The 24,740-nt window shown below is 72.0% G+C and carries 24 protein-coding genes, 2 tRNA genes and 1 pseudogene; 15 read left to right on the forward strand and 12 right to left on the reverse strand.

The features are described from left to right. The first annotated feature begins 62 nt into the window (after positions 1 to 62). Positions 63 to 136, forward strand: a tRNA-Lys gene (locus JIW86_RS25505). 72 nt (positions 137 to 208) lie between these two features. Here the strand turns inward: JIW86_RS25505 and JIW86_RS25510 are convergent. Beyond that, a complete protein-coding gene (locus tag JIW86_RS25510; RefSeq protein ID WP_215147493.1) occupies positions 209 to 967 on the reverse strand; it encodes an IclR family transcriptional regulator in 759 nt (252 codons plus the stop codon). A 251-nt stretch (positions 968 to 1,218) separates the two neighbouring features. Between JIW86_RS25510 and JIW86_RS25515 the strand changes: the two genes are divergently transcribed. The 4 genes from JIW86_RS25515 to JIW86_RS25530 all read left to right on the forward strand — a co-directional run bounded on the left by JIW86_RS25515 (position 1,219) and on the right by JIW86_RS25530 (position 5,497). Further along, the gene (locus tag JIW86_RS25515) at positions 1,219 to 2,331 is read left to right on the forward strand and encodes an LLM class flavin-dependent oxidoreductase (protein WP_257556199.1); all 1,113 of its coding nucleotides are present in this window, start codon (positions 1,219 to 1,221) and stop codon (positions 2,329 to 2,331) included. Positions 2,332 to 2,586: 255 nt separating this feature from the next. Continuing rightward, entirely contained in the window at positions 2,587 to 4,269 is a 1,683-nt protein-coding gene (locus JIW86_RS25520; RefSeq protein ID WP_257556200.1) for a glycosyl hydrolase family 18 protein, read from the forward strand. A gap of 159 nt (positions 4,270 to 4,428) precedes the next feature. Continuing rightward, complete coding sequence (locus JIW86_RS25525; RefSeq protein ID WP_257556201.1) at positions 4,429 to 5,277, forward strand: helix-turn-helix domain-containing protein; 849 nt, start codon at positions 4,429 to 4,431, stop codon at positions 5,275 to 5,277. Continuing rightward, entirely contained in the window at positions 5,237 to 5,497 is a 261-nt protein-coding gene (locus JIW86_RS25530) for a DUF397 domain-containing protein (RefSeq protein WP_257556202.1), read from the forward strand. The genes JIW86_RS25525 and JIW86_RS25530 overlap by 41 nt, the downstream gene beginning before the upstream one ends. Here the strand turns inward: JIW86_RS25530 and JIW86_RS25535 are convergent. Next, on the reverse strand, positions 5,494 to 6,480 hold the full coding sequence (locus JIW86_RS25535) for a helix-turn-helix transcriptional regulator (protein WP_257556203.1): 987 nt from the start codon (positions 6,478 to 6,480) through the stop codon (positions 5,494 to 5,496). The two genes, JIW86_RS25530 and JIW86_RS25535, sit on opposite strands and share 4 nt — an antisense overlap. 266 nt (positions 6,481 to 6,746) lie before the next feature. Here JIW86_RS25535 and JIW86_RS25540 point away from each other — a divergent pair, with 266 nt between their 5' ends. The 4 genes from JIW86_RS25540 to JIW86_RS25555 all read left to right on the forward strand — a co-directional run bounded on the left by JIW86_RS25540 (position 6,747) and on the right by JIW86_RS25555 (position 9,860). Next, positions 6,747 to 6,932 (forward strand): hypothetical protein, encoded by a 186-nt coding sequence (locus JIW86_RS25540; RefSeq protein WP_257556204.1) that lies wholly within the window; start codon positions 6,747 to 6,749, stop codon positions 6,930 to 6,932. A 62-nt stretch (positions 6,933 to 6,994) separates the two neighbouring features. After that, positions 6,995 to 7,213, forward strand: a complete 219-nt coding sequence (locus JIW86_RS25545; RefSeq protein WP_215147474.1) for a hypothetical protein — start codon at positions 6,995 to 6,997, stop codon at positions 7,211 to 7,213. A 24-nt stretch (positions 7,214 to 7,237) separates the two neighbouring features. Next, positions 7,238 to 8,443, forward strand: coding sequence for a peptidase S1 and S6 (locus JIW86_RS25550; protein ID WP_257556205.1), 1,206 nt, complete (start codon positions 7,238 to 7,240; stop codon positions 8,441 to 8,443). Positions 8,444 to 8,549: 106 nt separating this feature from the next. After that, complete coding sequence (locus tag JIW86_RS25555) at positions 8,550 to 9,860, forward strand: tachylectin-related carbohydrate-binding protein (protein ID WP_257556206.1); 1,311 nt, start codon at positions 8,550 to 8,552, stop codon at positions 9,858 to 9,860. Between the two features lie 51 nt (positions 9,861 to 9,911). On the opposite strand, the gene JIW86_RS25560 is transcribed toward JIW86_RS25555, so the two are convergent. Next, the gene (locus tag JIW86_RS25560) at positions 9,912 to 11,804 is read right to left on the reverse strand and encodes a putative bifunctional diguanylate cyclase/phosphodiesterase (protein ID WP_416237599.1); all 1,893 of its coding nucleotides are present in this window, start codon (positions 11,802 to 11,804) and stop codon (positions 9,912 to 9,914) included. Between the two features lie 346 nt (positions 11,805 to 12,150). Between JIW86_RS25560 and JIW86_RS25565 the strand changes: the two genes are divergently transcribed. After that, positions 12,151 to 13,386, forward strand: coding sequence for a M6 family metalloprotease domain-containing protein (locus JIW86_RS25565; protein WP_257556208.1), 1,236 nt, complete (start codon positions 12,151 to 12,153; stop codon positions 13,384 to 13,386). 61 nt (positions 13,387 to 13,447) lie between these two features. Here the strand turns inward: JIW86_RS25565 and JIW86_RS25570 are convergent. The 4 genes and pseudogenes from JIW86_RS25570 to JIW86_RS25585 all read right to left on the reverse strand — a co-directional run bounded on the left by JIW86_RS25570 (position 13,448) and on the right by JIW86_RS25585 (position 15,215). Next, positions 13,448 to 13,521 (reverse strand) — tRNA-Lys (locus tag JIW86_RS25570). Then, positions 13,512 to 14,103, reverse strand: a pseudogene (locus tag JIW86_RS25575) (hypothetical protein). Before JIW86_RS25575 ends, JIW86_RS25570 begins: the two are co-directional and overlap by 10 nt. A 110-nt stretch (positions 14,104 to 14,213) precedes the next feature. After that, positions 14,214 to 14,561 (reverse strand): hypothetical protein, encoded by a 348-nt coding sequence (locus JIW86_RS25580; protein WP_257556209.1) that lies wholly within the window; start codon positions 14,559 to 14,561, stop codon positions 14,214 to 14,216. Between the two features lie 84 nt (positions 14,562 to 14,645). Continuing rightward, positions 14,646 to 15,215, reverse strand: coding sequence for an NADPH-dependent FMN reductase (locus tag JIW86_RS25585; RefSeq protein ID WP_257556210.1), 570 nt, complete (start codon positions 15,213 to 15,215; stop codon positions 14,646 to 14,648). 116 nt (positions 15,216 to 15,331) lie between these two features. Between JIW86_RS25585 and JIW86_RS25590 the strand changes: the two genes are divergently transcribed. After that, positions 15,332 to 15,811 carry a MarR family winged helix-turn-helix transcriptional regulator gene (locus tag JIW86_RS25590; RefSeq protein ID WP_215147462.1) on the forward strand — a complete coding sequence of 160 codons (480 nt, stop codon included), beginning with the start codon at positions 15,332 to 15,334 and terminating at the stop codon, positions 15,809 to 15,811. A 152-nt stretch (positions 15,812 to 15,963) separates the two neighbouring features. Here the strand turns inward: JIW86_RS25590 and JIW86_RS25595 are convergent, their stop codons facing one another. Genes JIW86_RS25595 through JIW86_RS25605 form a run of 3 tightly spaced genes read right to left on the reverse strand, consistent with a single transcriptional unit; the run spans position 15,964 to position 19,999 of the window. Beyond that, positions 15,964 to 17,298: an AAA domain-containing protein gene (locus JIW86_RS25595; RefSeq protein ID WP_257556211.1), complete on the reverse strand. Its 1,335-nt coding sequence runs from the start codon at positions 17,296 to 17,298 to the stop codon at positions 15,964 to 15,966. Continuing rightward, positions 17,295 to 18,869, reverse strand: coding sequence for a hypothetical protein (locus tag JIW86_RS25600; protein WP_257556212.1), 1,575 nt, complete (start codon positions 18,867 to 18,869; stop codon positions 17,295 to 17,297). The genes JIW86_RS25595 and JIW86_RS25600 overlap by 4 nt, the downstream gene beginning before the upstream one ends. Beyond that, a complete protein-coding gene (locus JIW86_RS25605; protein ID WP_322975552.1) occupies positions 18,866 to 19,999 on the reverse strand; it encodes a hypothetical protein in 1,134 nt (377 codons plus the stop codon). Before JIW86_RS25605 ends, JIW86_RS25600 begins: the two co-directional genes overlap by 4 nt. Before the next feature lie 169 nt (positions 20,000 to 20,168). On the opposite strand from JIW86_RS25605, the gene JIW86_RS25610 reads away from it, so the two are divergent. Then, on the forward strand, positions 20,169 to 20,765 hold the full coding sequence (locus JIW86_RS25610; RefSeq protein WP_215147455.1) for a histidine phosphatase family protein: 597 nt from the start codon (positions 20,169 to 20,171) through the stop codon (positions 20,763 to 20,765). A gap of 114 nt (positions 20,766 to 20,879) precedes the next feature. Then, positions 20,880 to 21,221: a VOC family protein gene (locus tag JIW86_RS25615; protein WP_257556215.1), complete on the forward strand. Its 342-nt coding sequence runs from the start codon at positions 20,880 to 20,882 to the stop codon at positions 21,219 to 21,221. 12 nt (positions 21,222 to 21,233) lie between these two features. Here JIW86_RS25615 and JIW86_RS25620 read toward each other — a convergent pair whose 3' ends face one another. After that, the gene (locus JIW86_RS25620; RefSeq protein ID WP_257556216.1) at positions 21,234 to 22,559 is read right to left on the reverse strand and encodes a tetratricopeptide repeat protein; all 1,326 of its coding nucleotides are present in this window, start codon (positions 22,557 to 22,559) and stop codon (positions 21,234 to 21,236) included. Positions 22,560 to 22,838: 279 nt separating this feature from the next. On the opposite strand from JIW86_RS25620, the gene JIW86_RS25625 reads away from it, so the two are divergent. Together JIW86_RS25625 and JIW86_RS25630 are read left to right on the forward strand one after the other, a co-directional pair. Next, positions 22,839 to 23,291 carry a hypothetical protein gene (locus JIW86_RS25625; protein ID WP_257556217.1) on the forward strand — a complete coding sequence of 151 codons (453 nt, stop codon included), beginning with the start codon at positions 22,839 to 22,841 and terminating at the stop codon, positions 23,289 to 23,291. 17 nt (positions 23,292 to 23,308) lie between these two features. Continuing rightward, positions 23,309 to 24,202: a spermidine synthase gene (locus JIW86_RS25630; RefSeq protein ID WP_257556218.1), complete on the forward strand. Its 894-nt coding sequence runs from the start codon at positions 23,309 to 23,311 to the stop codon at positions 24,200 to 24,202. A 1-nt stretch (position 24,203) separates the two neighbouring features. On the opposite strand, the gene JIW86_RS25635 is transcribed toward JIW86_RS25630, so the two are convergent. Next, positions 24,204 to 24,719: a hypothetical protein gene (locus JIW86_RS25635; RefSeq protein ID WP_257556219.1), complete on the reverse strand. Its 516-nt coding sequence runs from the start codon at positions 24,717 to 24,719 to the stop codon at positions 24,204 to 24,206. Positions 24,720 to 24,740: the final 21 nt, after the last annotated feature.

A 24,740-nucleotide genomic window follows, 5' to 3' on the forward strand; every position in this document is an offset into this window, starting at 1 on the left:
CCGCTGCCGGGTAATGGTTTTGAGCACCCCTGAGGACCAGGTAGTATTTTCTCTGTCAGCAGGCGCCGCTAGCTCAGTTGGTTAGAGCAGCTGACTCTTAATCAGCGGGTCCGGGGTTCGAGTCCCTGGCGGCGCACCTGTCCTTCGGGCGGTTTCCGGTTCACCGGGAACCGCCCGAAGTGTTTTCCGGCGCCCTCGCCGGAGAGTGCTACAGGGTGAGCGACAGCAGCAGCGGCGCGGCCTTCCGGTTCAGGGTGTCCGCCGCGGCCCGCAGCCGGTGCGCGTGCTCGACCGGCATCGACAGGGCCAGGCAGCCCACCGAGGCCCCGGCCGTGATCGGGACCGCCGCGCAGACGGTGCCCACGGCGTACTCCTGGAGGTCGAGCATCGGCACGGTGGCCGGCTGGGCGTCCAGCTTGGAGAACAGGATCCGCTCGTTCACGATCGTCTTCGACGTGAGCCGCGCGATCTTGTGGCGGGACAGGTGGTCGCGCCGCCCGTTCAGGTCGAGCTGGGTCAGCAGGCACTTGCCGACCGCGCTGGCGTGCGCGGCGGAGCGGAAGTCGACCCACTCGTGGACCTTCGGGGTGCGCGGGCTGTCCGCGAACTGCGTGATTCTGACCTCGCCGTCCACGTACCGGCTGATGTAGACCGCCGCCCCCACGGAGTCCCGCAGCCGGTCAAGGGTCTCCTGGAGCTTGTCCGTCAGCGCTTGCTGACGGTCGACGCCGGAGCCGAGCAGGACGAGGGAGTCCCCTATGGCATAGGCGCCGTCGGACACCTGCAGGACATATCCCTCCCGGCGCAGCATGAGCAGCATCGGGGCGAGATGGACTGCGGGCAGGCCGGTCTCACGCGCGATCTGCACATCGGTCACACCACCGGTGTGCCGTGCGATCGTTTCGAGTACGCGTAGTGCGTACTGCACCGAGTGGAACGGCGCGGTCGGCTCGGGCTTCAGCGCCACGGTTTCCCCCTACCAGGTTGTTACCGCTTGCCCTACCACGATAGCCATCAAGAGGCCCATGTGGAGCGCCTGTTGAGGAGATTGATGGCTCAATCACGTCGCCCTGCCAGGATCTACTCCATTGGCATATGCCACGGGCATGCCCACTGCCCCGGTGGGCCGGGAATGCCCAGGCACCGCCGACGGTTCGAGTTCTTCGTACGGATGTCGTACGGATGTCGTACGGACGAGGAACCGAGACGGGAGCGACGATGAGTGACACCGGGGACGCGTATCGACAGGAGGGCGGCGACGCCATCCACGGCACGGCCCGGGGCAGCGCACCCGTACCGCTCTCGGTCCTGGACCTCGTCACCGTGGGCGCCGGCAGCACCGCCCACGCCTCCCTGCGCACCAGCGTGGACATCGCCCGGCTCGCCGAGTCCCGCGGCTACCACCGGCACTGGATCGCCGAGCACCACTCCATGCCCGGGGTCGCCAGCTCCTCCCCGGCCGTGATCCTGGCCCACCTCGCCGCGCACACCTCCCGCATCCGGCTCGGTTCGGGCGGGGTCATGCTGCCCAACCACGCCCCGCTCGCCATCGCCGAGCAGTTCGGCACCCTGGAGGCGCTCGCGCCGGGGCGGATCGACCTCGGCCTCGGCCGGGCTCCCGGCACCGACGGGCGCACGGCCGCCGCACTGCGCGGGCCCGGCCGTCTCGACGAGGCCGCGGAGGAGTTCCCCCGGCAGCTCGCGGAGCTCACCCGCTTCCTCGACGACGACTTCCCCGACGGGCACCCGTACGCCCGCGTGCACGCGGTGCCGGGCCCCGTGCAGGGGCCCGCCGGGCGGCCGCCGCTGTGGCTGCTCGGCTCCTCCGGCTTCAGCGCCCGCCTCGCTGGCCAGCTCGGCCTGCCCTTCGCGTACGCCCACCACTTCTCGGCGGCCGGCACCCTGCCCGCGCTCGACCTCTACCGGCAGAGCTTCCGCCCCTCGGCCGTCCTGGACGCCCCGTACGCCCTCATAGGGGTCTCGGCGCTGGCCGCGGACACCGAGGCGGAGGCCCGCGCCCAGGTGCTGACGGGCGCCCTGTCGATGCTGCGGCTGCGCAGCGGGCGGCCCGGGCTGGTCCCGACGCCCGAGGAGGCGGCGGCGTACCCGTTCTCCCCGCTGGAGCGGGAGTTCGTGGACGGCTGGCTGGCGAACATCGTGCACGGCACCCCCGACGAGGTGCGCGACGGGCTCGACGGCCTCGCCAAGCGGACGGGCGCGGACGAGCTGATGCTGACCGCCAACGCCCACAGCGGAGCGGCCCGGTTGCGTTCTTATGCACTCGTCGCAGATGCGTACGGGCTGCCGGCGGAGGGCTCGGTCCAGGTGTGACCGCAGGCGAACGGGGTTCGGCTGGTTTGTTGCCGAAACCTTGCCGGAGGGTGTCCTAAGGCACCCTTAAACCGCTCGTCACCCGGGGTGGCGAGCGGTTTCTGATGTGCGCTCAGGTCTCTGACGAGCATGTTTGGTTGCTCAGTGGTCTAGTCCTTCTTTGGTCCAAACCATTGACTGGGGCACGGAGCGATCGCTATCACTTCTCTCACCTGAAGCTGATGCTCTCCCCTCCCACCCCCACGGAGCCGGTTCATGCACATCCGTAAACCCCTCATCGCGGCCGCCGCCACGGCCGCGCTGGCAGCCGGTGCGCTCGCCTCCTTCGCGGGGCTCGGTACGGCCCAGGCCGCCGACGCCTCCGTCACCGCCTCAGCCGGCGGCGTCCGCATCGCCTACTACGACCAGTGGAGCGTGTACGGGAACGCCTTCTACCCCAAGCACCTCGACACGCGGGGGATAGCGGGCAAGCTGGACGTGATCAACTACTCGTTCGGCAACATCCACCCCACCAACCTCACCTGTTTCGAGGCGAACAAGGCGGCGGGCGACGACAACAACCCCAACGCCGGTGACGGCGCGGGCGACTCGTACGCCGACTACCAGAAGTCCTTCAGTGCGGCGGACAGCGTCAGCGGGGTCGCCGACAAGTGGGACCAGCCGATCGTCGGCGTCTTCAACCAGTTCAAGCAGTTGAAGGCCAAGTACCCCCACCTGAAGATCAACATTTCGATCGGCGGCTGGACGTACTCGAAGTTCTTCAGTGACGCGGCGAAGACCGACGCCTCCCGCAAGAAGCTCGTCTCCTCCTGCATCGACCAGTACATCAAGGGCAACCTGCCGGTCGAGGGCGGCTACGGCGGCGCGGGCGCGGCGGCCGGCATCTTCGACGGCATCGACATCGACTGGGAGTACCCGGGCTCGGCGGGCGGCCACCTCGGCAACCACTACGCCCCCGAGGACAAGCAGAACTTCACGCTCCTGCTCAAGGAGTTCCGTGAGCAGCTCGACGCCTACGGCACGGCCAACGGCGGCAAGAAGTACCTGCTGACCTCCGCCCTCCCGGCCGGCCAGGACAAGATCAAGTACATCGAGACGGACAAGATCGGCGCGTACCTCGACTACGCGAACATCATGACGTACGACATGCACGGCGCCTGGGACGGCGACGGGCCGACGTACCACCAGTCCCCGCTCTACTCCCCGGCGGGCGACCCCACCGACGTGATCGCCCCCGGAACGCAGAAGTACAGCATCGACAACGCGATCGATTCCTGGATCGACGGCAACCCGGCCTACGGGATCACGGGCGGCTTCCCCGCCAGCAAGCTGACCCTGGGCTACGAGTTCTACTACCGCGGCTGGAAGGGCGTCCCCGCCGGGGCGAACAACGGCCTCGCCCAGAGCGCGACCGGCGCCTCCGCCGCCCGTCCCACCAGCCAGCAGGCCGGCATCGCCAACTACAAGGAGCTCGGCGGCATCGTCGACAACTCGGCGAGCACCTTCTGGGACGACCAGGCCAAGGCCTCGTACTTCTACAAGGACGGCGAGTTCTTCACCGGCCTCAACCAGAAGTCCATCCAGGCCCGGGTCGACTACGGCAAGCAGCGCGGCCTGGCCGGCGCGATGATGTACTCCCTGCTCGGCCTTGACAACAACACCACGCTGCTGAACCAGATCTCGGACGCCCTCGGCGGGACCACGCAGCCGCCGGTCACCACGCCTCCGACGACCACCCCGCCGACCACGACGCCTCCGGCGACCCAGCCGCCCACCGGCTGCGGCTCGACCCTGGCGTACGTCGCGGGCACGGTCTACACCGCCGGCAACGAGGTCTCCTACAACGGCCGCAAGTACAAGGCCCAGTGGTGGACGCAGAACGAGACGCCGGGCACCACCGGTGAATGGGGTGTCTGGAAGGACCTCGGCGCCTGCTGATCTCCCCCCACCCCGCGCCGAGCGACGCCTCCGCCCCGCCCCCGCCTCCCGGGTGTGGGGCGGAGGTGTGTCACATGGTTGCCGGATTCCCGACACCGCTGCGTGTCGATATCGCTACGCTCGGCGACAAGTTCGTTCTCCGCTTGGGGGTGCCGTCTCATGGTTCAGGCCCGTGAAATCGATCCCAGTGCCTCGCCGCTGGACTACTACGGCTACGAACTGCGCCGCCTGAGAGAAGGGGCCGGGCTGAAGCAGTCGCAGCTGGGCGACATCATCTACTGCACGGGCTCCCTGATCGGCATGGTCGAGAACGGCCGCAGGGTCCCCACGCGCGACTTCTCGGAACGCGTGGACGCGGCGCTCGGCACGGACGGGCACTTCTCCCGACTGGTGGGGCTGGTCCTGCGGAGCGTCTTGCCGACGTGGTTCCAGGCGTACGCGGAGATGGAGGCGCGGGCGACGTTCATTTCCATCTTCCAGTGCCAGTTGGTGTACGGGCTCCTGCAGACGGAGGACTATGCGCGGGCCGTTATGGGCGTCGAGAAGCCCGATACGCTCGACGCTGCCGTCGCAGCGCGCATGGATCGGCAGCGCATGCTGGCCCGCGATAATCCGCCGGTGCTGTGGGTGGTGCTGGACGAGGCGGCGCTCCACCGGGAGATCGGTGGCCGCGAGGTCATGCGCAACCAGCTGGCCCACCTGCTGAGCCTTCAGGATCGCCAGTGGCTGGAAATCCAGGTGCTGCCCTTCAAGGCGGGCCAGCACGCGGGAATGATGGGCTCGTTCAACCTTCTGCGGTTCGACGGCGACCCGGACATCCACTACAGCGAGAGCTACGACTGCGGCCATATGACGGCCAACCCGCAAGTGATCAAGGAGCGTTCGGTCGGTTACGCTCGCTTGCAGGCCGAGTCCCTCTCTCCCCGGGCGTCGGCAGAGCTGATCGCTCGCGTAATGGAGGAACGCTATGGGAAGCAACCAGAACCTGGCGGGCGCGCTGTGGCGTAAGTCGTCCTACAGCGGCTCCAGCGGTGGCGACTGCGTGGAGTGCGCCCCCGTCGGCGGAGCCGCCTGGCGCAAGGCTTCGTACAGCGGCGGGACAGGCGGAGACTGCGTCGAGGTAGCCGCACAGCCGTGCGGTGTGGCCGTCCGGGACTCCAAGAACCCCGAAGGCCCGGCCTTCACCGTGGCCCCGGAGGCGTTCACCACCTTCGTGCGAAGCCTCTAGAGCCAGCCCTGCTGGGCCGCTTTGAGGCCGGCTTCGAAGCGGCTCGTCGCGTGGAGGCGTTCCATCAGGGCGGACATCTGGCGCCTGACGGTACGCAAGGACACCCCGAGGCGCTTACCGGCCGCCTCATCGGTCATGCCGGAGGCCAGGAGCTTCAGCAGCTCGAGTTCCGTCGCGGTGGGGCGGGTGTCGCTGGGGCGGGGGCGGTCGGCTCCGAGGGGTACGGCGGCCGCCCACGTCTGCTCGAACAGGGTGGCCAGGGAGGCCACGATCCCCGGCGCGCTGGTGCACAGGGCGCCCAGGCGGGAGTGGTCGGGGTCGATCGGGACGACCGCCACGGCGCGGTCGAATATCAGCAGGCGTGGCGGAAGGAGCGGGCTGGTGCGGACCTGGCCGCCCTGCTCGGTCAGCCATCGGGCGTAGGCCAGCGTCGTCGGATCGTTGCGGGCGCTGTCCTGGTACACCGAGCGCATCTCGATGCCGCGGGCCAGCGCACGCTGGTCCAGCGGCCGGGAGGACTCCAGGCTCGCCTCGGACAGCGCGCCGCCCGGCAGGATCGCCAGGCATTCCCGGGTCAGTCCATGGGCGAGCTGCTCCAGTCGGCTTTGGATGGCGTCCATCCCCACGAGCCGTTCCGCGCCGTCGACCTCGGTGTTCGGGCTGAGCTCCGCGAACTCGGAGACCACCTGCGCCGCGGCGGCCTTGCTGCGGGCCAGCTCCTGCTGCTGCCGGGCCAGCTCCTCCTCCTGGCGGCGCAGCAGCAGTTCCAGGCCCCGTTCGGGTCTCACCGCGCGCAGCGCGCCCGGGCTGTCCCGTGACGGTCTGAGCAGGTCGAGGTCGACGAGCCGGTCCAGGCCCTCGCGGACCTGCGCCTGGGTGAGGCCGAGGCGGGTGCTCAGCTCGGCGATGCCTCCCGAAGGGTCGGCCAGCATGCCCCGGTACACGGCTTCCACTTCGGCTCCGAGACCCAGCGTTTGCAGCATGTCCCAGCCCCCCGGCTGTAGTTGGGCCGCCCCCGGCGAGCGCCGCCTCCGTGATCGTAGGGGAAGTCTGGCACCAAGGTGCCAGGCCTGTTGGTGACAGCCGGAACCTCTTCTTCGCAGGGTCCGGGGGCAGCAACATGGTGTTCACCGGGACGGCGGGGACGAAAGTCCCCGACTCAGGCCAGAGCCGCAAGGACGATCCGGATCAGCGCGCAGCACACCGCACCGACCGCATCGCATCCGAGCCTGTGACCTTGGGGGAAACCATGTCCCGCACCGCCCGCTTCGCCGCTGTCGCCGCCGTCTTCACCGCCCTGTGCGCCGCCGCCGTCACCACCATCACCTCGGTGACCGCCTCCGCCGAAAGCCACCACATCAGCGCCTCCGGTGACGGCAGCATCAACTGGGACACGGCGCCCACGTCCATCACGGACAGCATCAACTGGGACTAGCCGGCATGCGCGTCATCCGGGCCTCCCTCTCAGGGCCTTGTCATGACCCTGACGAGAGGGCGGTGCTCGCGCTCGTCTCCGATCTGATCTGGGCCCACACTCCCGCGGCGCACGGACTCGAGCACTTGCGGGCCAAAGCCGCCGCCGACGGCGTGGACGTCTACCTCTTCCTGCGCGCCGCCTCGGAAGCCGCAGCCCTCACCCAGGCCCACGCCATCCTCGACGGCGCCCGCGCCCCGCTGCGGGCGCACGGCTTCAGCACCACCGAGCCGCACCACTGACCGCCGTTCCCCAAGGAGAACGCAGTGACCCCCACCCTCCGTCAGGCTGCCCGTAAGAGCGCGGTCGCCGCCCTCTCCGGCGTCATCGGCGCCGGACTGCTGACCGCCGCGTCCGTTGCCGCCGCCCCGGCCGCACTGGCCGCGACCACCTGTAGCGGGACCGCCTCGATCTACGGCATCCTCCCCGACGGCCGGCTCACCTTCAGCACCATCACCCCGGCCACCGGCGAGCTGAAGAAGGTGCGCATCGGAGCGGCCCTGGGGTTCGAGCCCAAGGCGATGGCCACCCTCAACTTCAATACGGTGCTGGTGACATCGACGAGCGGCGCGCTCTATCGCCTCGACGTCCTCACCAACAACGAGTCCCTCGTCCTGGAGCGCCCGCCCGTCAAGATCTTCGACAGCGGCTGGACCCACGACAAGCTCACCTATGACGGGCACGGGCATCTGTACGGCACGGCGGGCGGCCTCCTCCTCCAGTACCTGGTCTCGCAGCCCAAGCCGACCGGCTCGGCGCACATCGGCCAGCGCAGGGAGATCGGCAGCGGCTTCGTCCTGAAGACCCTGACGGCCGCCGGCGACGACCGGCTGCTCGCCACCACGTCGGCCGGCGCGCTCTACTCCTACAAGATCGGCAGCGACGGCAGCTGGGACCGCGACGACCTCAAGACCTCGGGCTGGTCCGGCTTCGACCAGGTCGTATCGCCCGGTGGGGGTCTCTACTACGGCCGGATCGAAACCACGGGCGCCATGTACTGGTACAAGGACGCCAACCCGGCAGACGGCACCGGCGCCGACATCGCCTACCACAACGACACACCCGTCAACACGGGCGGCTGGACACAGGAGTTGCTGTCCGCCCAGCCGGAGACGTTCAGCTGCACCACCACCGCGGACCCGCTCGACGGTACCGACATACCTGCGGTGAAGGCGGCCGGCCGCGATCTGATGAACAAGTACGACGGCGGTGCCTGGAACAGCACCACCCAGTGGAACTGCCTGGAGCAGCTCTGGGACAAGGAGAGCGGCTGGCGCTACTGGGCCGACAACCCGGGCTCCACGGCGTACGGCATCCCCCAGGCCCTGCCCGGTTCCAAGATGGACGCCTTCGGCGATGACTGGCGCACCAACCCCATCACCCAGATCAAGTGGGGCCTGTCCTACATCGACGGCCGGTACAACACGCCCTGCGGCGCCTGGAACCACTTCCTGAACAACAACTGGTACTGAGCCGCCCCCGCGTCGCTCCCGCTCTCCCTTCGCCCTCCCTCTTCTCCCCCCTCATGCCCCGGCCCGGCGCGCGTACGTCAGGGCTGCCCAGAACCCGGAGACACCCATGTTCTCGTCATCCCTCAAGCGCCGCCTCGCCGCCACCCTGGCCGTATCTGCCACCACCCTCGGCATGGTCACCCTCACCTCGGCGCCGGCCCAGGCCGCCGCGATCTGCGGCGGCAACGTGTCGATCTACGGCACCCTCCCCGACGGACGCCTCACCTACACGGCGATAGCCCCCAACACCGGCGACCGCGTCAAGACCCTGATCGGCGCGAACCTCGGCTTCACGCCCAAGGCGATGGCCACCCTCAACTTCAACACCGTCCTCGTGACGTCGACGGCCGGCGAGCTGTACCGCGTCGACATCCAGACCAACGACAGCGCCCTGGCCCTGGCCGGAGTCACCAAGATCTGGGACAGCGGCTGGACCTTCGACAAGCTGACCTACGACGGCGCCGGTCACCTCTACGGCACGGTCGCCGGTGAGCTCCACCGCTACAACGTCTCCCAGGCCAAGCCCAGCGGGCCCGCCCACATCGCCAAGCACGCGGTGATCGACACGGGCTTCGTCCTCAAGACGCTGGCCGCCGCTGGCGATGACGTCCTCATCGCCAGCACGGCCGACGGCCGGCTGCTCTCCTACCAGATCAACGGCGTCGGGGACTGGGAGAGCTCGGAGCTCAAGAGCTCCGGCTGGTCGGCGGTCGACAACCTGGTCTCGCCCGGCGGCGGCCTCTACTACGGCCGTACGAACGGCGGGATGTACTGGTACCACGACGCCGACCCCACCGACGGCAAGGGCGACGACATCGCCTACCACCCCGCCGACCCGGTCGACGCGAGCGGCTGGACCCAGAGCCTGCTCTCCGCCTTCGCCAACGACTGCACCTACCAGCCGCCGGCGCCCCCCACCCCCACCCCCTCCACCAAGGGCGGGCAGATCGCCCGCAGCGAGATCATGAGCCGCGCCGTGAACTGGCTGGGCCGTGACATCCCGTACAACCAGGGCGCTTACGCCACCGACCCGGACGGCGACCACACCTACCGCACCGACTGCTCCGGCTTCGTCTCCATGGCCTGGCACGCAGCCAGCAGCTACACGACCTACAGCCTGCCGAGCGTCAGCACCACCATCTCCAAGTCCGACCTCCTGCCCGGCGACGCGCTGAACACCCAGGACGGGCACGTGGTGCTCTTCGAGAAGTGGGTCGACAAGGCCGCCGGCAAGTTCTCCTACATCCACGAGGCCAACACCAACGACGACATGATGCGCGGTCAGGACTACCTCAACGGCGGCAGCGACGGACGCATCGCCGGCCACGCCGCCTCCGGCTACGTCGCCCTGCGCTACGACAAGGTCGTCAACGGATAGAACGTGTCCGGGCGGCCCTGAGCGGAGCCCGTCCCGTACCCCTCCCGGTTCTCAGACGAGGGGGTGCGGGGCGGGCTCGTCGGGCTGTGCGGCGGCCGCCTCGGCCGCCGCCGCTGCGGCCGCCGTCTGGTTGCCGATCATGCGGGCGATCACGTCCGGGGCCACCGCACGGGAGTACAGCCAGCCCTGACCCGTGTCGCAGCCGACGCGGCGCAGCCGGGCCGCCTGCCCCGCGGTCTCCACGCACTCCGCCGTGACCGTCAGGCCCAGCCGGTGCGCGAGCTGGACCAGCGCCTCGACGATCGTCTCGTCCGCCGGGTTCGGGTGGGTGCCCTCCTCGTAGCGGAAGCCCCGTACGAAGGACCCGTCCAGCTTCAGCACCGACACCGGCAGGCGGCTGAGGTAGGCCAGGTTCGAGTACCCGGTGCCGAAGTCGTCGATCGCGATGCGCACGCCCATGTCGCTGAGCGCCTGGAGGGCCTGGAGCGGCCGCCCCGCCGAGCCCATCACGGCCGACTCGGTCAGCTCCAGCTGGAGCAGCTGCGGCGCGAGCCCCGTCTCGGCCAGGATCTCCGCGACGTCGCCGACCAGGTCCGAGTCCCACACCTGCCGCACGGCCACGTTGACCGACACGAAGACCGGGGAGTCGCTCGGCTGCTCGATCTGCCAGCGCCGCGCCTGGCGGCAGGCCGTACGCAGCACCCACTGCCCCAACTGGACGATGGATCCGTCCTCTTCGGCGATGCCGATGAACCGATTCGGCGTCAATGTCCCGAACTGCGGATGATTCCAGCGCACCAGGGCCTCGACCCCGCGCACCGTCCCGCTCTCCAGGTCCACCAGCGGCTGGTACTCCAGCTCGAACTCCCCCCGCTCCACGGCCGGCCGGAGCGTCGAGGACAGGGCCTGCCTCGTCATCCGGTGCGCGTTGCGCTCGGGGTCGAAGAGGGTCCAGCGGGCCTTACCGTCCGCCTTCGCCCAGTACAGCGTCGTGTCCGCGGCCTGCATCAGCCCCGTCGCCGAGGTGCCGGCCGTCGACCGCTCCACCACCCCGATCGACGCGGAGACCGACAGCCGCTGCCCGGCCAGGTCGAACGGTTCCTGGACGGCGGCCAGTACGCTCCGCGCCAGGTCGGCGAGCTGCTCCGTGCCCGTGGAGTCCTCGACCAGCAGGGCGAACTCGTCGCCCCCGAGCCGCGCGACCAGGTGCCCGCTCGTGCGTCCGTATCCGGACTGGTCGGCGCACTGGGTCAGCCGTGCGGCGACGGCGGTCAGCAGCCGGTCGCCGACCCGGTGGCCGAGGGTGTCGTTGACCGCCTTGAACCCGTCGAGGTCCAGGTAGCACAGCCCGATCCGGCCGGTGCCGCCGCCGTGATCGTACGAGGAGGCCTCCAGCGCGGCGGAGAGCCGCTCGAAGAACAGTGCCCGGTTGGGCAGCCTGGTGACGGGGTCGTGCATCTGGAGGTGGCGCAGCCGCGCCTGGAGGTCGCGCCGGTCGCTGATGTCGGCGACGGACAGCAGGACGTCGCCGGTCCCGGGTACCGGCCCCAGGGTCACCTCGGTCCACAGCGAGTGCCCGTCGGGGTGTTTGAGGCGGCGGGTGCAGCGCAGCCGGGCCTGCCGCCCGCGGAGCACCTCCTGGTAGGCGGCCCAGGTGCGGGCCTCCGCGGCCAGGTCCACCAGGTCGGCGGCGCACCGGTGGACCAGTGCGTGCGGTTCGGCGCCGAGCAGGCCGGCGAAGGCCTCGTTGGCGGTGACGACGTATCCGTCGCGGTCGACGACGGCCATGGGGAGGTGGGCCGCGTTGAAGGCGGCCCGGTAGTCGCGCCGCTCGGACTCGGCGCGCGGCGGAACTGCCGTTGCCGACACTGCCGCGTGACGCTCCGTAATGGCCGATCGGATGCTGTCGGCCGCCGAACCGGTTCCTTCTGGGGTTCCGCTCACCGTTCGCTCCCGCAGTGCTCGTGAGTGTCCGTGCAGGAAAGTGTGCCGATCATAGAGGCTGCCGGGAGGCCCTATCCAGCGGCGTCGCCGTGCGGGGGGCGGGAGTTCGGCGTGATGACGGAGTGACGGCCGAATCCCGGGCGATCGTTTCTGCGCGGCTGTGAGCATGCGGAGCCCCCTGCTGATCTCGCGTGATCGGACGTGACGTTCTGTAGGCAGGTGCGTGAAGGTCGAGGGTCACTGGCTTGCCGGATTGCTCACTCGTGTGGGGCAGCGGAACAGGGCATTGGTAAGACAAGCGCCTCAAGGTGGATGAACAGGTACGAATCCACCACGGGAGGTCGATGTGGCGCGACAGCTGACACCCGGGGGAGTGGACCGTTCCCGCATCCGAAGTACGGCGGCAGCCCTCACCTCCCTGACGGCGCTCGCCGCCATGTCGCTCGTCGCGGGGCCCGCGGTGGCCGTTTCCGGGGCCGGTCCCTGCGCACTGACCCGTACGGCCGCACACCATTCACTGGGCCTGGACACCTGGAACGGCGCCTACCCGCGGCCCGAGCGCACCCTCAACGCGGTCATGGTCTTCCTCTCCTTCCCCGACCACCGGACCGCCCTCGCCCCCGAGGAGATCGCCGGCGACTACTTCCCCGCCACCAGCGACTTCTTCGAGCGGGCCTCGTACGGCCGGTTCCGCCTGGTCCCGCATCCGCAGAAGCAGTGGATCCGGATGCCCAAGCCGTCCACCGCGTACGGGATACAGCGCGACTGGGCCCCGGAGGACCGGGCGGCCTACCTGCGGGACGCGGTCAGGACCGCCGACCCCGAGGTGGACTTCGGCAAGTACGACGTCGTCTACTTCGTCGCCGACCCGGACGCGCCCGGGGTGGACTCCGATGCCACGAAGGTCGTCAACTTCGACCGCCCGATCCGCGCGGACGGCACGGACCTGCGGCGGATCGTCACCGTCTTCGAGCGGCACCCGCCGGACCGCAACGTGCTCGCCCACGAGACCGGGCACGTCTTCGACCTGCCCGACCTCTACCACCGGCCGACGGACGGCAAGGGCGACTGGGACACCTACGTCGGGGACTGGGACGTGATGGGCAGCCAGTTCGGGATGGCCCCGGACCTCTTCGCCTGGCACAAGTGGAAGCTCGGCTGGCTGGACCCCGCCCAGGTGGACTGCGTCCAGTCGGGCTCCTCGCTGCACACCCTCCAGCCGCTGGCCGAGGTCCCGGTGCGGGGCGGCACGGGAGGGACCCGGCTCGCCGTGATCCGTACGGGCCCCGGCAGCGCGATCGCCGTCGAGGCGCGGGGATCCGCCGGCAACGACGGGGACACCTGCACGGAAGGGGTCCTGGTCTACCGGGTGCGCAACGAGGCGTCGTCGGGCGGCGGCCCGATCGAGGTCCTGGACGCGCATCCGTCGACGGAGGCGTGCTGGGACCGCTCGGTGTACCCGCCGCTCGCGGACGCGCCGCTGGAGGTGGGCGAGACGTACACCGTGCCGGGGGAGCGGATCAGGATCGAGGTGGCCGACCGGACCCAGTCGGGCGCGTACACGGTGAAGATCACGACGTAGCCGGCCGTTCCCGGAACGAAGAAGGCCCCCACTCCGAGGAGTGGGGGCCTTCTTCCGTCTGTGCGCCGCCAGGGACTCGAACCCCGGACCCGCTGATTAAGAGTCAGCTGCTCTAACCAACTGAGCTAGCGGCGCCTGCTGACGTCGTAGACATTACCAGGAGGTTCCGTGGAACTAAAAATTGATATCCGCAGCTCGGGCGGCGCGGACGAACGCCCACAGCAGGGCCTCGGGCCCGGGGAGCCAGGGCGTGCGCGCGTCGGGCGCCACCAGCCAGCGGGACGGGCCCGGGACGGCGGCCAGCGGCGGCACGGTGACGGCGTCGCCGTGCCCGTGGCACAGCGGCGCCGGGGCGGTACGGGAACCTCCCCACTCCTCCCACGCCAGCAGGGCAGGGAGCCGGTGGGCGGTACCGGTGGCGGCGAAGAGCAGCATCCGGCCGCGGTGCACGGCGACCGGGCCGGACCCGGGGCCCTCGGCCCAGAGCAGGTCCAGGATCCGGCGCCCGAACACGACCGGGACGTTGACGACGTCGAAGGCGTTCCCGCAGGGCAGCGCGGCGGGCGCGGTGGGCCGGGCCTCCCAGGCCGCGAGGGTGCTGTGCGGGTGGGCGCACGCGGAGACGAGCCAGGCGGCGCCCTGCGCGGTGACGTGGGTGGCGGGTGCGGTGCGTGTGTCGAGGGCGGGGCATCCGGGGGCCGTCGTCAGCGTCGTCATACTCCAGGTCTACCCGCCGTAACGTTCCGGTTTCCAGGAGTTACCGGAAACCGGGACAGGGCGGGCTTCACTGGAGTATGTTGCGCCCCGCATATGCCAGCCGCCGGGCCTCAGGTGGATTCCGGGCCCGCGTCGCGCTGGAGGGATTCACCGAACTCGATCATCTTGCGGGCGTAGTCCTCGGTCCACTCCGCCTGCTCCGCGATCAGCGCCGGTGACAGCCGGTCGAACCGCCGCGGGTCCGCCAGCTGCGCCGCCGCCAGAGCCTGGAACTCCACAGCCCGCTCCTGCGCGGCCCGGAAGGCCATCGTCAGTTCCGTCGCGCGGGCCAGCAGCTCACGAGGGTCCTCGATCGACTCCAGGTCGAAGAAGTGCTCCGGGTCCGTGGCGGCCTCGGAGGGCTCGAACAGCAGTGGTGCGGGCCGAAGCCTCCGCTCGGTCCGCTCGGGCTCTGCCATGCCTGTCCTCCTGCTGCGCGTGCGAAATGCTTCCGGGCCACCGTCCATTGTCCAACGCCCCGCAAGACCGCACCGAGACGGGGCTCACACGGTGAGGGCCTCGGCTGCGCGCTCCGCCGCCAGTCCCGCCACGTCGTCGAGGACGCCGGCCAGCTCGTCCGCGAGCCCCTCCGGCGCCGCGAACCCCTCGGGACCGACCAGGCCCGGGATGCCGGGGACCGCGAGGGACCGTTCGGCGGGCCGCATGCCGACCCGGGTGAGGACCGGGAGCAGCATCTCGGCGGCCGGGGCGCCGCCCGTGGGGCCGGCGCTGTAGCTGACGATGCCGACCGGCTTGCCCTGCCACTCGCGGTAGAGGAAGTCGATCGCGTTCTTGAAGGGGGCGGTGAAGCCGCCGTTGTACATCGGCAGCACGAAGAGGACGGCGTCCGCCGCGTCGATCAGCGCGCTCCAGTCCCGGGTGTGCTGATGTGTGTAGACACCGCTGGAGGCGTACTCGGGCTCGTCCAGGAAGGGCAGCGCGATCTCGGCGAGGTCGACGGGCGTGACCTCGAAGCCGCCGCGGGCGCGGGCCTGCTCGACGACCCACCGGGCGAGCGGACGGCCGGAGGAGGTGGGGCGGGTGGCGGCGGAGATGACGTGGAGACGGGTCACGGTGTGGACTCCCGATCGGTGCGCGTGGTTGTTGACGTGTCACCTATAAAACCCGGGATATGTGTGACATGTCAACCAGCTAGGTGATGTGTCACCGACCTGGCTAGAGTTCCGGCATGACCCCCGCATCCGAGCCCCGCTGGCTCACGGAGCCCGAACAGGACGCCTGGTACGCCTGGCGGCGGATGTTTCCGCTGGTCAACGCGGAGATCGCACGGGACCTCGGCCAGGACAGCGGCCTCTCCGAAGCGGACTACGACGTCCTGTCGGTGCTCGGCTCCACCGACGGCCACCGCATGCGGATCAGCGCGCTGGCAGGCCTGATGCACTGGTCCCGCAGTCGGCTGTCCCACCAGCTCACCCGCATGGAACAGCGCGGCATCGTCCGCCGCGAGGAGGTCGCCGGCGACGGCCGCGGCGCGGAGGTGGTCCTCACCGAGACCGGCGTGGACACGATCATGACCGCGGCCCCGCTCCACGTGGAGTCCGTACGCCGCCACCTGATCGACGTCCTGACGCCGCAGCAGCTCCGCACCCTGGCCGAGGTCGGCGAGGTGCTCCGCCTGCGGATGGGCGCCGAGCGCAAGCGCGGCTAGCTGGGGTTAGGGCTTCCAGCGCACCCGGTGTTCCGCCAGGTGGGCCAGGACCGAGTGGTTCGCCTCCCAGCCGTCCGGACCGTGTTCATTGGCCGCCTCCGGCGGCGTGCCGGACGCCGTCCGGCGGTGGCGGTGCCCGAGCCGGGCCGGGGCTAGGGCTTCCAGCGCACCCGGTGTTCCGCCAGGTGGGCCAGGACCGAGTGGTTCGCCTCCCAGCCGTCCGGGAACTTCACCGTCACGCCCAGCTGCACCGGCTCCGTCGAGGGGTGGTCGTCCAGGAGCTCCGCTATGCCCGCCCGGGCCACCACCACGCAGGCGTGCCGGTGCCGGGAGGCCAGTACGCACAGGCGGCCCGTCTCCAGGTGGAAGGCCGTCGCGTCGGGGCGGCCCGACAGCGGGTGGAGGATCACCGTGAGGTCGTACTCCCGCCCCTGGAGGCGGTTCGCGGTGTCCACCGTGACCCCGGTGACCCCGAGCGAGGCCAGCGCCGCCCGGATCGCCGACGCCTGGTCGCGGTGCGCGGTGCCCACCGCGACGCGGTCCGCGGTGAGCGGCGCCGGTCCCGCCGATTGCTCGTCGGAGGTCACCGCCCCGCGGTCCAGGGCCCGGCGGACCACCAGGGCCACCGCGGCCACCGCCTCCGGGTCGGTGCGCGGGGTGTGCCGCGCGGGCAGTTCCAGCAGGCCCCAGCCCGACTCGGCGGCCTCGTCCAGCACCCGGTCCGGACCCGACCCGTCCGAGGGGACCCCGTAGGACAGCCGCCGCTCGCCCGGGCCCGTACCGCTGCGGAACTGCGTGTACGGGTAGAACGCCCGGGAGACCAGCGGCGCGGCCGTCGCCGGGAGCCGCCACGACACCGGCAGCCGGTGCTGCGGCAGGTGCGGGTTGTGGGCGAGCAGGGTGCTGACCGCCGAGGCGGAGGGGTCGTAGGACAGGCCCGCCCACTGCTCCGCGCCCACCACGCTGAAGGGGTCCAGCTGCCCCGGATCGCCCACGAACAGCGCCCGGTCGAACAGCCCGGCCACGGCCAGCAGCGCGTCGGAACGCATCTGGTACGCCTCGTCGACGATGGCGTGCTCCCAGGGCTCCACGTCCTTGACGTACGCCCACTTCGCCGCCGTGGAGATGGTGATCGGCAGCTCCGCGAGGTCCCCCGGCTTGGCGGAGAGCGTGACCGAGGGCAGCTCGCGCAGCGCGGGGTCGTAGGCGTCGCCGTCGCTGCTGTGCAGCCGGCCGACCTTCAGCTCCGGATCCTTGTCGGCGAGCCGCAGCACCAGATCGTCGACCTGCGCGTTCGTCTGCGCCACCACCATCAGCCGGCGCCCGGCCGCGGCCAGTTCCCGGGCCGCCCGGACGACGAGCGTGGACTTGCCGGCTCCGGGCGGAGAGTCGACGACCACGCCCCGCTCGGTCCCGTGCAGGGTGTCGTGCAGGATGGCGGCGGTCGCCCGCGAGGCGGCGGCCCCCGGGTCGAAGGCGGTGGTCACAGGATGTCCTCGTCGGTCACGGCGTCGGGCAGCGCGGGGGCGGCAGCGGATCCCGGCGGGCCGCCGTGGGTCCACGGGGTCCGCTCCGGATCCGGCAGCTTCGGGCCGCCGCGGGCGTCGTGCTCGAAGAGCGTCCAGCACACCCGGTCGCCCTTCTCCGGCACCGAGCCCGGCTCCGGTTCCCGGCCGCGGCCCATCTTGTCCAGCAGGCGCAGCACCATCCGCCCGTCCTCCTCGAAGCGGACGAACTGCGCGCTCTGCGGCCGCCCGTCCAGCGAGCGGTAGACCTTCCCGCCGCCCCCGTCCGAGAGCTGCGGCCGGTCCTCGGTGGCCACCGTCACCAGCGGGCGCGGGCTCGGCCGCTTCGACTCCGTCCACTCCATCACCACCTCGGTGACCTCACCGGCGAAGGCCTCGCCCGCCAGGCGGCGGCCCGCCATCACCAGGGGGTCGTCCAGCGCCTCCTGGGCGTCGAGCCGCACCTGCTCGGTCTCCCGCGTGGCCAGTTTCTGCGCCGCCGTCACCGCGTCGTCGCGGCGCGGCTGCGGCGGCTCGCCCGCCCGCACCCGGTCCCGGTGGCCGGTGTAGGACCAGCGGTCGCGCGTCCAGCGCTCCTCCGCCCGCTCCCCGGCGGGCAGCGCGCGCAGCAGGTCCAGGGACTGCCACACCGCCTCCCAGGTGGGCCGCATCTGGTCCACGACCAGCGAGCGCACCGCCTGCTCGGCCCGCTCCGTGCGCTCCGCCGCGTCCGGGCCGCCCGAGGTGCGCGCCGCGTCGTAGCGGGCGATCGCCGGGGCGAGGAGCCGGTTGTCGAAGGCCGGGTCGGTGGCCGGCCCGGCGGGCGGGACCAGCAACTGGCCGTCCCGGTCCCGGGCCAGCTCGGCCCGCAGCGCGGCCTCGGCCCCGGATCCGCCCTCCGGCGGATCCATCCAGGCCAGCAGCGCGCCCAGGTGCTGGTCCTCCAGATTGCTCTGGCCGCTCGCCCAGTGCCGCCCGAGCAGGTCCGTCGCCGACAGAAGCATCGAGGAACCGGGGACCCGCGCGCGCTCGCCGAGGTGGGTGAACCAGCGGCCCAGCAGCGGCACCTTCGCGGGCGCCGGATACGGATTCTCCGGATCCTCCTCGGCCGTCCGGCGGAACCGCATCGACCGGCCCAGCAGCCGTACGTACTCCACGCCCGCCCGGCTCGGCACGATCAGCTGCGGCGCGTCCAGGCACAGCTCGGCCTCGACCTTGGACTTCCGGCCCGTCTCCGGGTCGGTCTCGCTGCGCTCCACGAGCTCGACCGCGTCGCCGTACGAGTCCACGTACGGCAGCACCTCGCCCGCGAGCTCCGCCAGGAAGGCCCACCGCAGGTCCCGGTCGCGCGGCTGCGGCACGACCAGCAGCCGCGGCTCCGCGCGGTCCGTGCCGACCAGCGCGCCGAGCGGAGCCCCGGCCTCACCCGCGGTCGTCAGCGGTACGAGGACCAGCGGGCGCTCGCTCAGATGCCGGTGCCGCACGGTCGCCAGCGGCTGGGCCCGGCCAGCCCGGAGGGCATCCAGCCGGGCCAGGGTCGTCAGCAGGCTCATCCGGACGCCTCCAGCGCCTCGGCGCGCAGCCGGGCCGCCCGCAGCAGCGCCTCGGAGGTGGGATCGCCGGCGGGGCCCTGCCCGGCGGCCGCCGCCAGGGCCTGCTCGACGGTGGTCAGCGCGCCCAGCTCGCCCCGTACGGAACGGCCCAGCGCGGTCACCTCGTCGCTCGCGCGGGCCCGCTCCCGGCAGTGGAAGGCCAGCTCGCAGGCGGCCAGGCACTCGGGGGCGTAGGAGGCGTCCACCGCGGCCACGGCATCGGCCAGCTCCTCGGCGGTGCGCGCCGGGTCGAAGCTGAGCCCTGCGGGCAGCGCCGCGGCCAGTTCCTCGACCCGGGTCAGCCGCTCCAGCTGGCGCCGGGTCACCGAGCGCTCGCGGCGGACGTCGACGGGCGAGGCGGTGGGCAGGTTGGAGAAGTCCTTGGGGCAGACCAGCAGCACGGTGTGCCCGACCTCGGCGCCGGCCAGCTTCTCGGCGGTCTTCTCCAGGGCCAGCACGTAGACGGCAGCCTGGCGGGCGGCGGCGCCCACCTTCGCGGCGTCGGCGGCCCCGTCGATCATCGGGAACGACTTGATCTCCACGACGGTCCAGCGGCCGTCGGGATGCACGACGACGGCGTCCGGCTCCAGGTAGGCGGGGGTGCCCGCGACCTCCAGGGCCAGCATCGGGTGGTCGAGCAGCGTCCACGCCCCGGTGTCCCGCCCGGCGGCGGTGGCCTCGCGCAGGGCGAGCGCCGTCCGCGCGGCACGGCCCTCGGGCCCGGCGGCGGTCAGGTCGGGGACGCGGGCGCGCGCACCGGGGAGCTCGGCCCCGCCGCCGAGGTGCCCGTGGACCAGCCGCAGCAGCTCCGCCCCGCCGTCGCCCTTGACCTTGGCCTCGAAGGAGTTCCCGCGGACGATGGCGAACTGCGACTGCCCGAAGGGCGCGGGGGAGCCGAGGGCCGAGGCGAGCGCGGTCTTGTCCACGCCGGCCCCGTCGAGCAGGGCGCGTCTGCCGCAGCCCGGATTGGCGGCGAGCGCGGCCAGGGCCCGGGCGTCGAGCGGGCGGGGCGGCACGGCCGGGCCGCGCAGGCCGGCGAGCCGCTGCCGCAGTGTCGTCTGCGGAGCGCTGCTGGGCGGGTAGGAGCTCACCCGCGGAAGTGTCCCATCCGCCACTGACAATCGTGCACTTACGGCAGAAAGGGGCTGTGGACTGCCGTGGGGTGGCCGCGGATGAGCCCGCCGGTCATGTGTTGGATGATGTACGGACGACAGAATCGCCGTAAAAGCGCACGAACGCATATGTACCGGGAGAACTCACATGGCCCCCCGCATCCTGCTGGCCCGCCACGGCCAGACGGCGTGGTCCCAGCTCGGCAAGCACACCGGACGCACGGACGTGCCCCTGCTGGAGGAGGGCAAGCGGGGCGCCAAGCTGCTCGGCGAGCGGCTGGCCCGTGACCCGTGGAAGGGCCTGCCCGGACTGGAGGTCCGCACCAGCCCGCTGGTCCGCGCGAGCGAGAGCTGCGACCTCGCGGGCTTCGGCGTCCGGGCCGAGCCGTGGGACGCGTTGATGGAGTGGGACTACGGGGACTACGAGGGCATGACCCCGGCCGAGATCCAGGCGGTCCGCCCCGGCTGGCTGATCTGGCGTGACGGCGTCCCGGGCGGCGAGTCCGTCGCCGATGTCGCGGCGCGCGCGGACGAGGTGGTCGCCTGGGCCCGCTCGGCCGAGCGGGACGTCCTGGTCTTCGCCCACGGGCACATCCTGCGCACCCTGGCCGCCCGCTGGCTCGGCTTCGAGGCCTCCTTCGGCGCCCGGATCCGCCTGGAACCCACCTCGCTGTCGGTCCTCGGCTGGGCGTACGGGGCCCCCGCGCTGGAGCGCTGGAACGACACCGGGCACTTGGACTCGTAGCCTCCCAGGCTCCGTCCGGGGCCGGGCGGTTGGCCGGGTAGTTGGCCGACGATTCGCCGAAAAGGCCACGGACGCAAGGGAGTTGGGTCCTCGCGCGGCTGCGAGGATGGGTCCATGACGATTACTTCCGTGGTGCTGCGGCGGCGCGTGGACGATCTCGGTCCGGCCCTGGACTTCTACGTACGGCTGACCGGTCAGCCGGCGACCCGGTTCGAGTTCGCCGGCCTGGACCTGGCGACCGTCGGGCCGTTCCTGCTGTTCAGCGGGCCCGACGCGATCGCCGAGCGGTTCGCGGGCGTGGCGGCCACGCTGGCCGTGGCCGACCTGGACGCGGCGGTCGCGCACTGCGCGGCCGCCGGGGGCGAGGTGATCGCCGCCCCCGCGCCCACGCCCAACGGGCGCCGCGCGGTGGTCCGCCATCCCGACGGCGGGGTCTACGAGTACCTCGGCGGCTGACGCGGAAGCGGGTCAGACGGCGGCGTGCCGGGTCAGGAAGGCGCCCACGCGCGGCGAGCGCTGGTGCGGGACCAGGGTGCGGGCCGTCTCCGAGAGCAGGGACCGGACCCGGGTGGACTGGACCTCGGCCAGCAGGTCCAGCACCCGGCCGCCCGCCCAGGCGGCCTCGTCGGGGGCTCCCGCGTGGGCCAGGTCACCGGCCAGCTCGGCGGTGTAGAGGGCCACGTTCCGGGCGAAGTGCGGATCCTGGAGGTCGGCGGCGCGCCGGGCGTGCCGGGCCGCACGGGCGTGCTCGCCCAGCGTCGCCCAGCACCTGGCCTCCAGGGACTCCAGCTCGGCCTCGCCGAAGAAGGACATCCACTCCGGGTCGGCGCCCGCCCCGCCCCGGGAGAACTCCGTGTGGGCCCGGGCCAGCGCCTCCTCGCAGGCCTTGCGGTCGGCCAGGCCCGCCCAGCCGCCCGCCTCCCGCAGCGCGAGCAGCGACAGCAGCCGCGGGGAACCGAGGGAGCGGGCTGCGCGGCGGCCCGCCTGGGCCGCCCGTACCGCCTCGCGGGAGCGGCCGCAGTCCCGGGCCAGGAAGGCCATGTTGCTGAACGCGTGCGCCTCCAGGCCCGCGTCCCCCGACACCCGGGCCGTCGCCAGGGCCTCCGCGTAGTGCGAGCGGGCGTCGTCGAAGCGGCCCGAGTCGTGGGCGAGCCAGCCGACGGAGACGGCCAGTTCGCCGGCGCCCGCGTGCAGCCGGTCCTCGGTGGACTGCCGGGCGGCCCCGGCGTCGAGCAGCGCGTACGCGGCGCGCAGGGGCTCGGCGGCCCTGCGGTACAGCGCGTCGGCCCCGTGCCGGTCGTCCAGCAGCCGGATCTGGCGTACGGCGTCCTCGACGGCCGCAGCCTCGGACTCTCCGGCGCGGTACGGGAGTCGGCGGGTGTCGCCGAGCAGGGTGAGGCTGAGCGTCGCGGCCGCCACGGTCGCGGAGCCGCCCGCCATGAACGCGCGACGCAGCACGTCGCTCTCCTTGGAACGGGAAGGGGAAGGGGACGGGTGGGGGGAAGGGGCGGACGGGTCGCGCAGGGCGGAACGGCCGCGGACGGCCTCGCGCGGTGAGAAGCCCAGGTCGGCCAGGGTGCGACCGGGGAACATGTGGAGGAAGACCCGCTCGTACGCGTAGTTGGGGCAGCGGATCTCGCCGGACTCGACCCGGCCGACGTAGCGGGCGTCGCAGGAAACCGTTTCGCCGATCTCCTTCGCGGCCCGGCGCACCAGCGCCGCGAACTCGGCCGGGGAGTGCTGCCCGCGCAGCCGCCGGAACATGGAGTTGGGTGAGTGGGGGGACGCCGCCATGGACGTGGCCTCTCTGGCAAGGAACGCAGCGCCGGTACGGTGAGGTGCGAGGGTGTGCCCGGCGCGCATGAACGTACCGCCAGTGAGGGTCCCTTCATGCGATGTTTGTTTACAAAACGGATATCTCACCCGCGATCTGCCATGAACTGCCATCCTTTGCAGCGTCTTGCCACCGCACCCGTTGACGTTCCGGGGCGTTGAACCCATGCGGAGTGGGAGGCGACTCCCGCTCCCCGCTCGTACGCGGATCGAGGAGGGGTTCCCTTGGTGGAGGCCGGCATGGAGAGCACTGGAACGAACACCGCGCCCGAGCCCGGTGTGACCGCGACCGTGACCGCGACCGTGATTGCGACGGTGCCCGCGACGGTGACCGCGATCGACGCCCCGGACCTGGTGACCGTGCCCACCCGGCAGGGGCTGGAGGCGGTGGACATCATCCGCCGTGCCAGCCGGGCCGGCGGCGTGGGACCCGTCCTGCACGACGGATCGGGCGACACCCTCGGCTTCCTCGTCCCGCCCGGCACCGCCGACGCCTGGGACATGCCGGGCAGCGCGTGTACGCAGACCAACGGGCGCGGGATGCGCTTCGGCGACGCGGTCCCGCCCGCCACCGGGGCCACCGGCTGGCTGCTCCCGCCCGAGGCCGTCGGGCCGGTCACCGACCCCGCGGTGCTGCGCGAGGCGCTCGGGGAGGCGGCCCGGCTGATCGAGGCCGCCGACAACTGCCGCTGACCGGCCACAATGGGGTGGTGGCAGGCAAAGACAGAGGCAAGAGCCGGAACAAGGGCGAGCAGCAGCGCGGACGCGGCGGCGCCGAGCCGGTCGTCGGGCAGGTGGCCGGCGGGCGGGCGGAGCTGGCGCCCGACCGCGAGCGCGCGGACGCCTGGACCCTGCTGATCGACGGCGCCCCGCAGTCGCACGTGGACCTGGCCGACCCCGGGTACCTGGACTTCGCGTACCAGCGGCGGATCGGCCACCTGATCGACCTCGCCGCGCCCGCCCGGCAGCCCCTGAACGTGGTGCACCTGGGCGGCGGCGCCTTCACCCTCGCCCGCTACACCGCCGCCTCCCGCCCCCGCTCCACGCAGCAGATCGTGGAGATCGACGCCGCGCTGGTGGCCTTCGTACGGGAACACCTGCCGCTGGACCCGCAGGCGCGGATCCGGGTCCGCGCGGTGGACGCCCGGGCGGGCCTGGCCAAGGTGCCGGACGGCTGGGCGGACCTGGTGATCGCGGACGTGTTCAGCGGTGCGCGCACCCCGGCGCACCTGACGAGCGCCGAGTTCCTGGACGACGTACGCCGTGCCCTCGCGCCGGGCGGGTGGTACGTGGCCAACCTCGCGGACGGTCCGCCCCTGGCCCATCTGCGGGGCCAGATCGCGACGGCCGCGTCCCGGTTCGCCGAGCTGGCGCTGGCGGCCGATCCAGTGGTCTGGCGGGGGAAACGCTTCGGCAACGCCGTCCTGGTGGCCGCCGACCGCGAACTGCCCGTCGCGGAATTCACCCGCCGGGTCGCGAGCGATCCGCATCCGGGCCGGGTGGAGCACGGCCGGGCCCTGGCGGACTTCGCGGGCGGCGCCGTGCCCGTGGCGGACGCCTCGGCGGTGGCCTCGCCGCAGCCGCCGCCCTCGGTCTTCCGTTAGATCAGGGATCGACGATCTCGACGACCGGCGGGTGGTCGTGCCAGGTGCAGAACACCGACACCTCACGGCCGTCCCGCGTGAAGGTGACCCGGATCCAGTAGTCCTGCTTCCACACCTGCATCCGCCAGTCGGCGGCCGGGGTCGCGGAGACCAGTTCGGCCGAGGAAGCGCCCAGGTCGAAGACCACCCGGCCGCCCGAGACCGGGTAGGCCTTCACATTGCCCCCGCGCGCGGACGGCTTCGGCGAGGGCTTGGCGGAGGATGCCTCGGCGGAGGGCGACGAGGCGGACGCCGACGCCGACGCCTGCGGGCTCGGCGAGGCGGACGGGGAGCCCTCCGGTGAGGGGGACTTCGAGTGCTGCGTCGAGGACGACAGCGGCTGTGTGGCCAGCGGGACCGCGAGCGGGCGGTCGTAGGCCGTGCCGGACATGACGGTGTGCACGCCCCACCACGACAGCGTCACCGCTGCTCCGGTCGCCAGCGTCCAAGCCATGGCATGTACAAGACCTCGCTGCATCAGGGGACATACTGCACCACC

Origin of the sequence: Streptomyces sp. NBC_00162 (genome assembly GCF_024611995.1) — a bacterium.
Classification (GTDB): domain Bacteria; phylum Actinomycetota; class Actinomycetes; order Streptomycetales; family Streptomycetaceae; genus Streptomyces.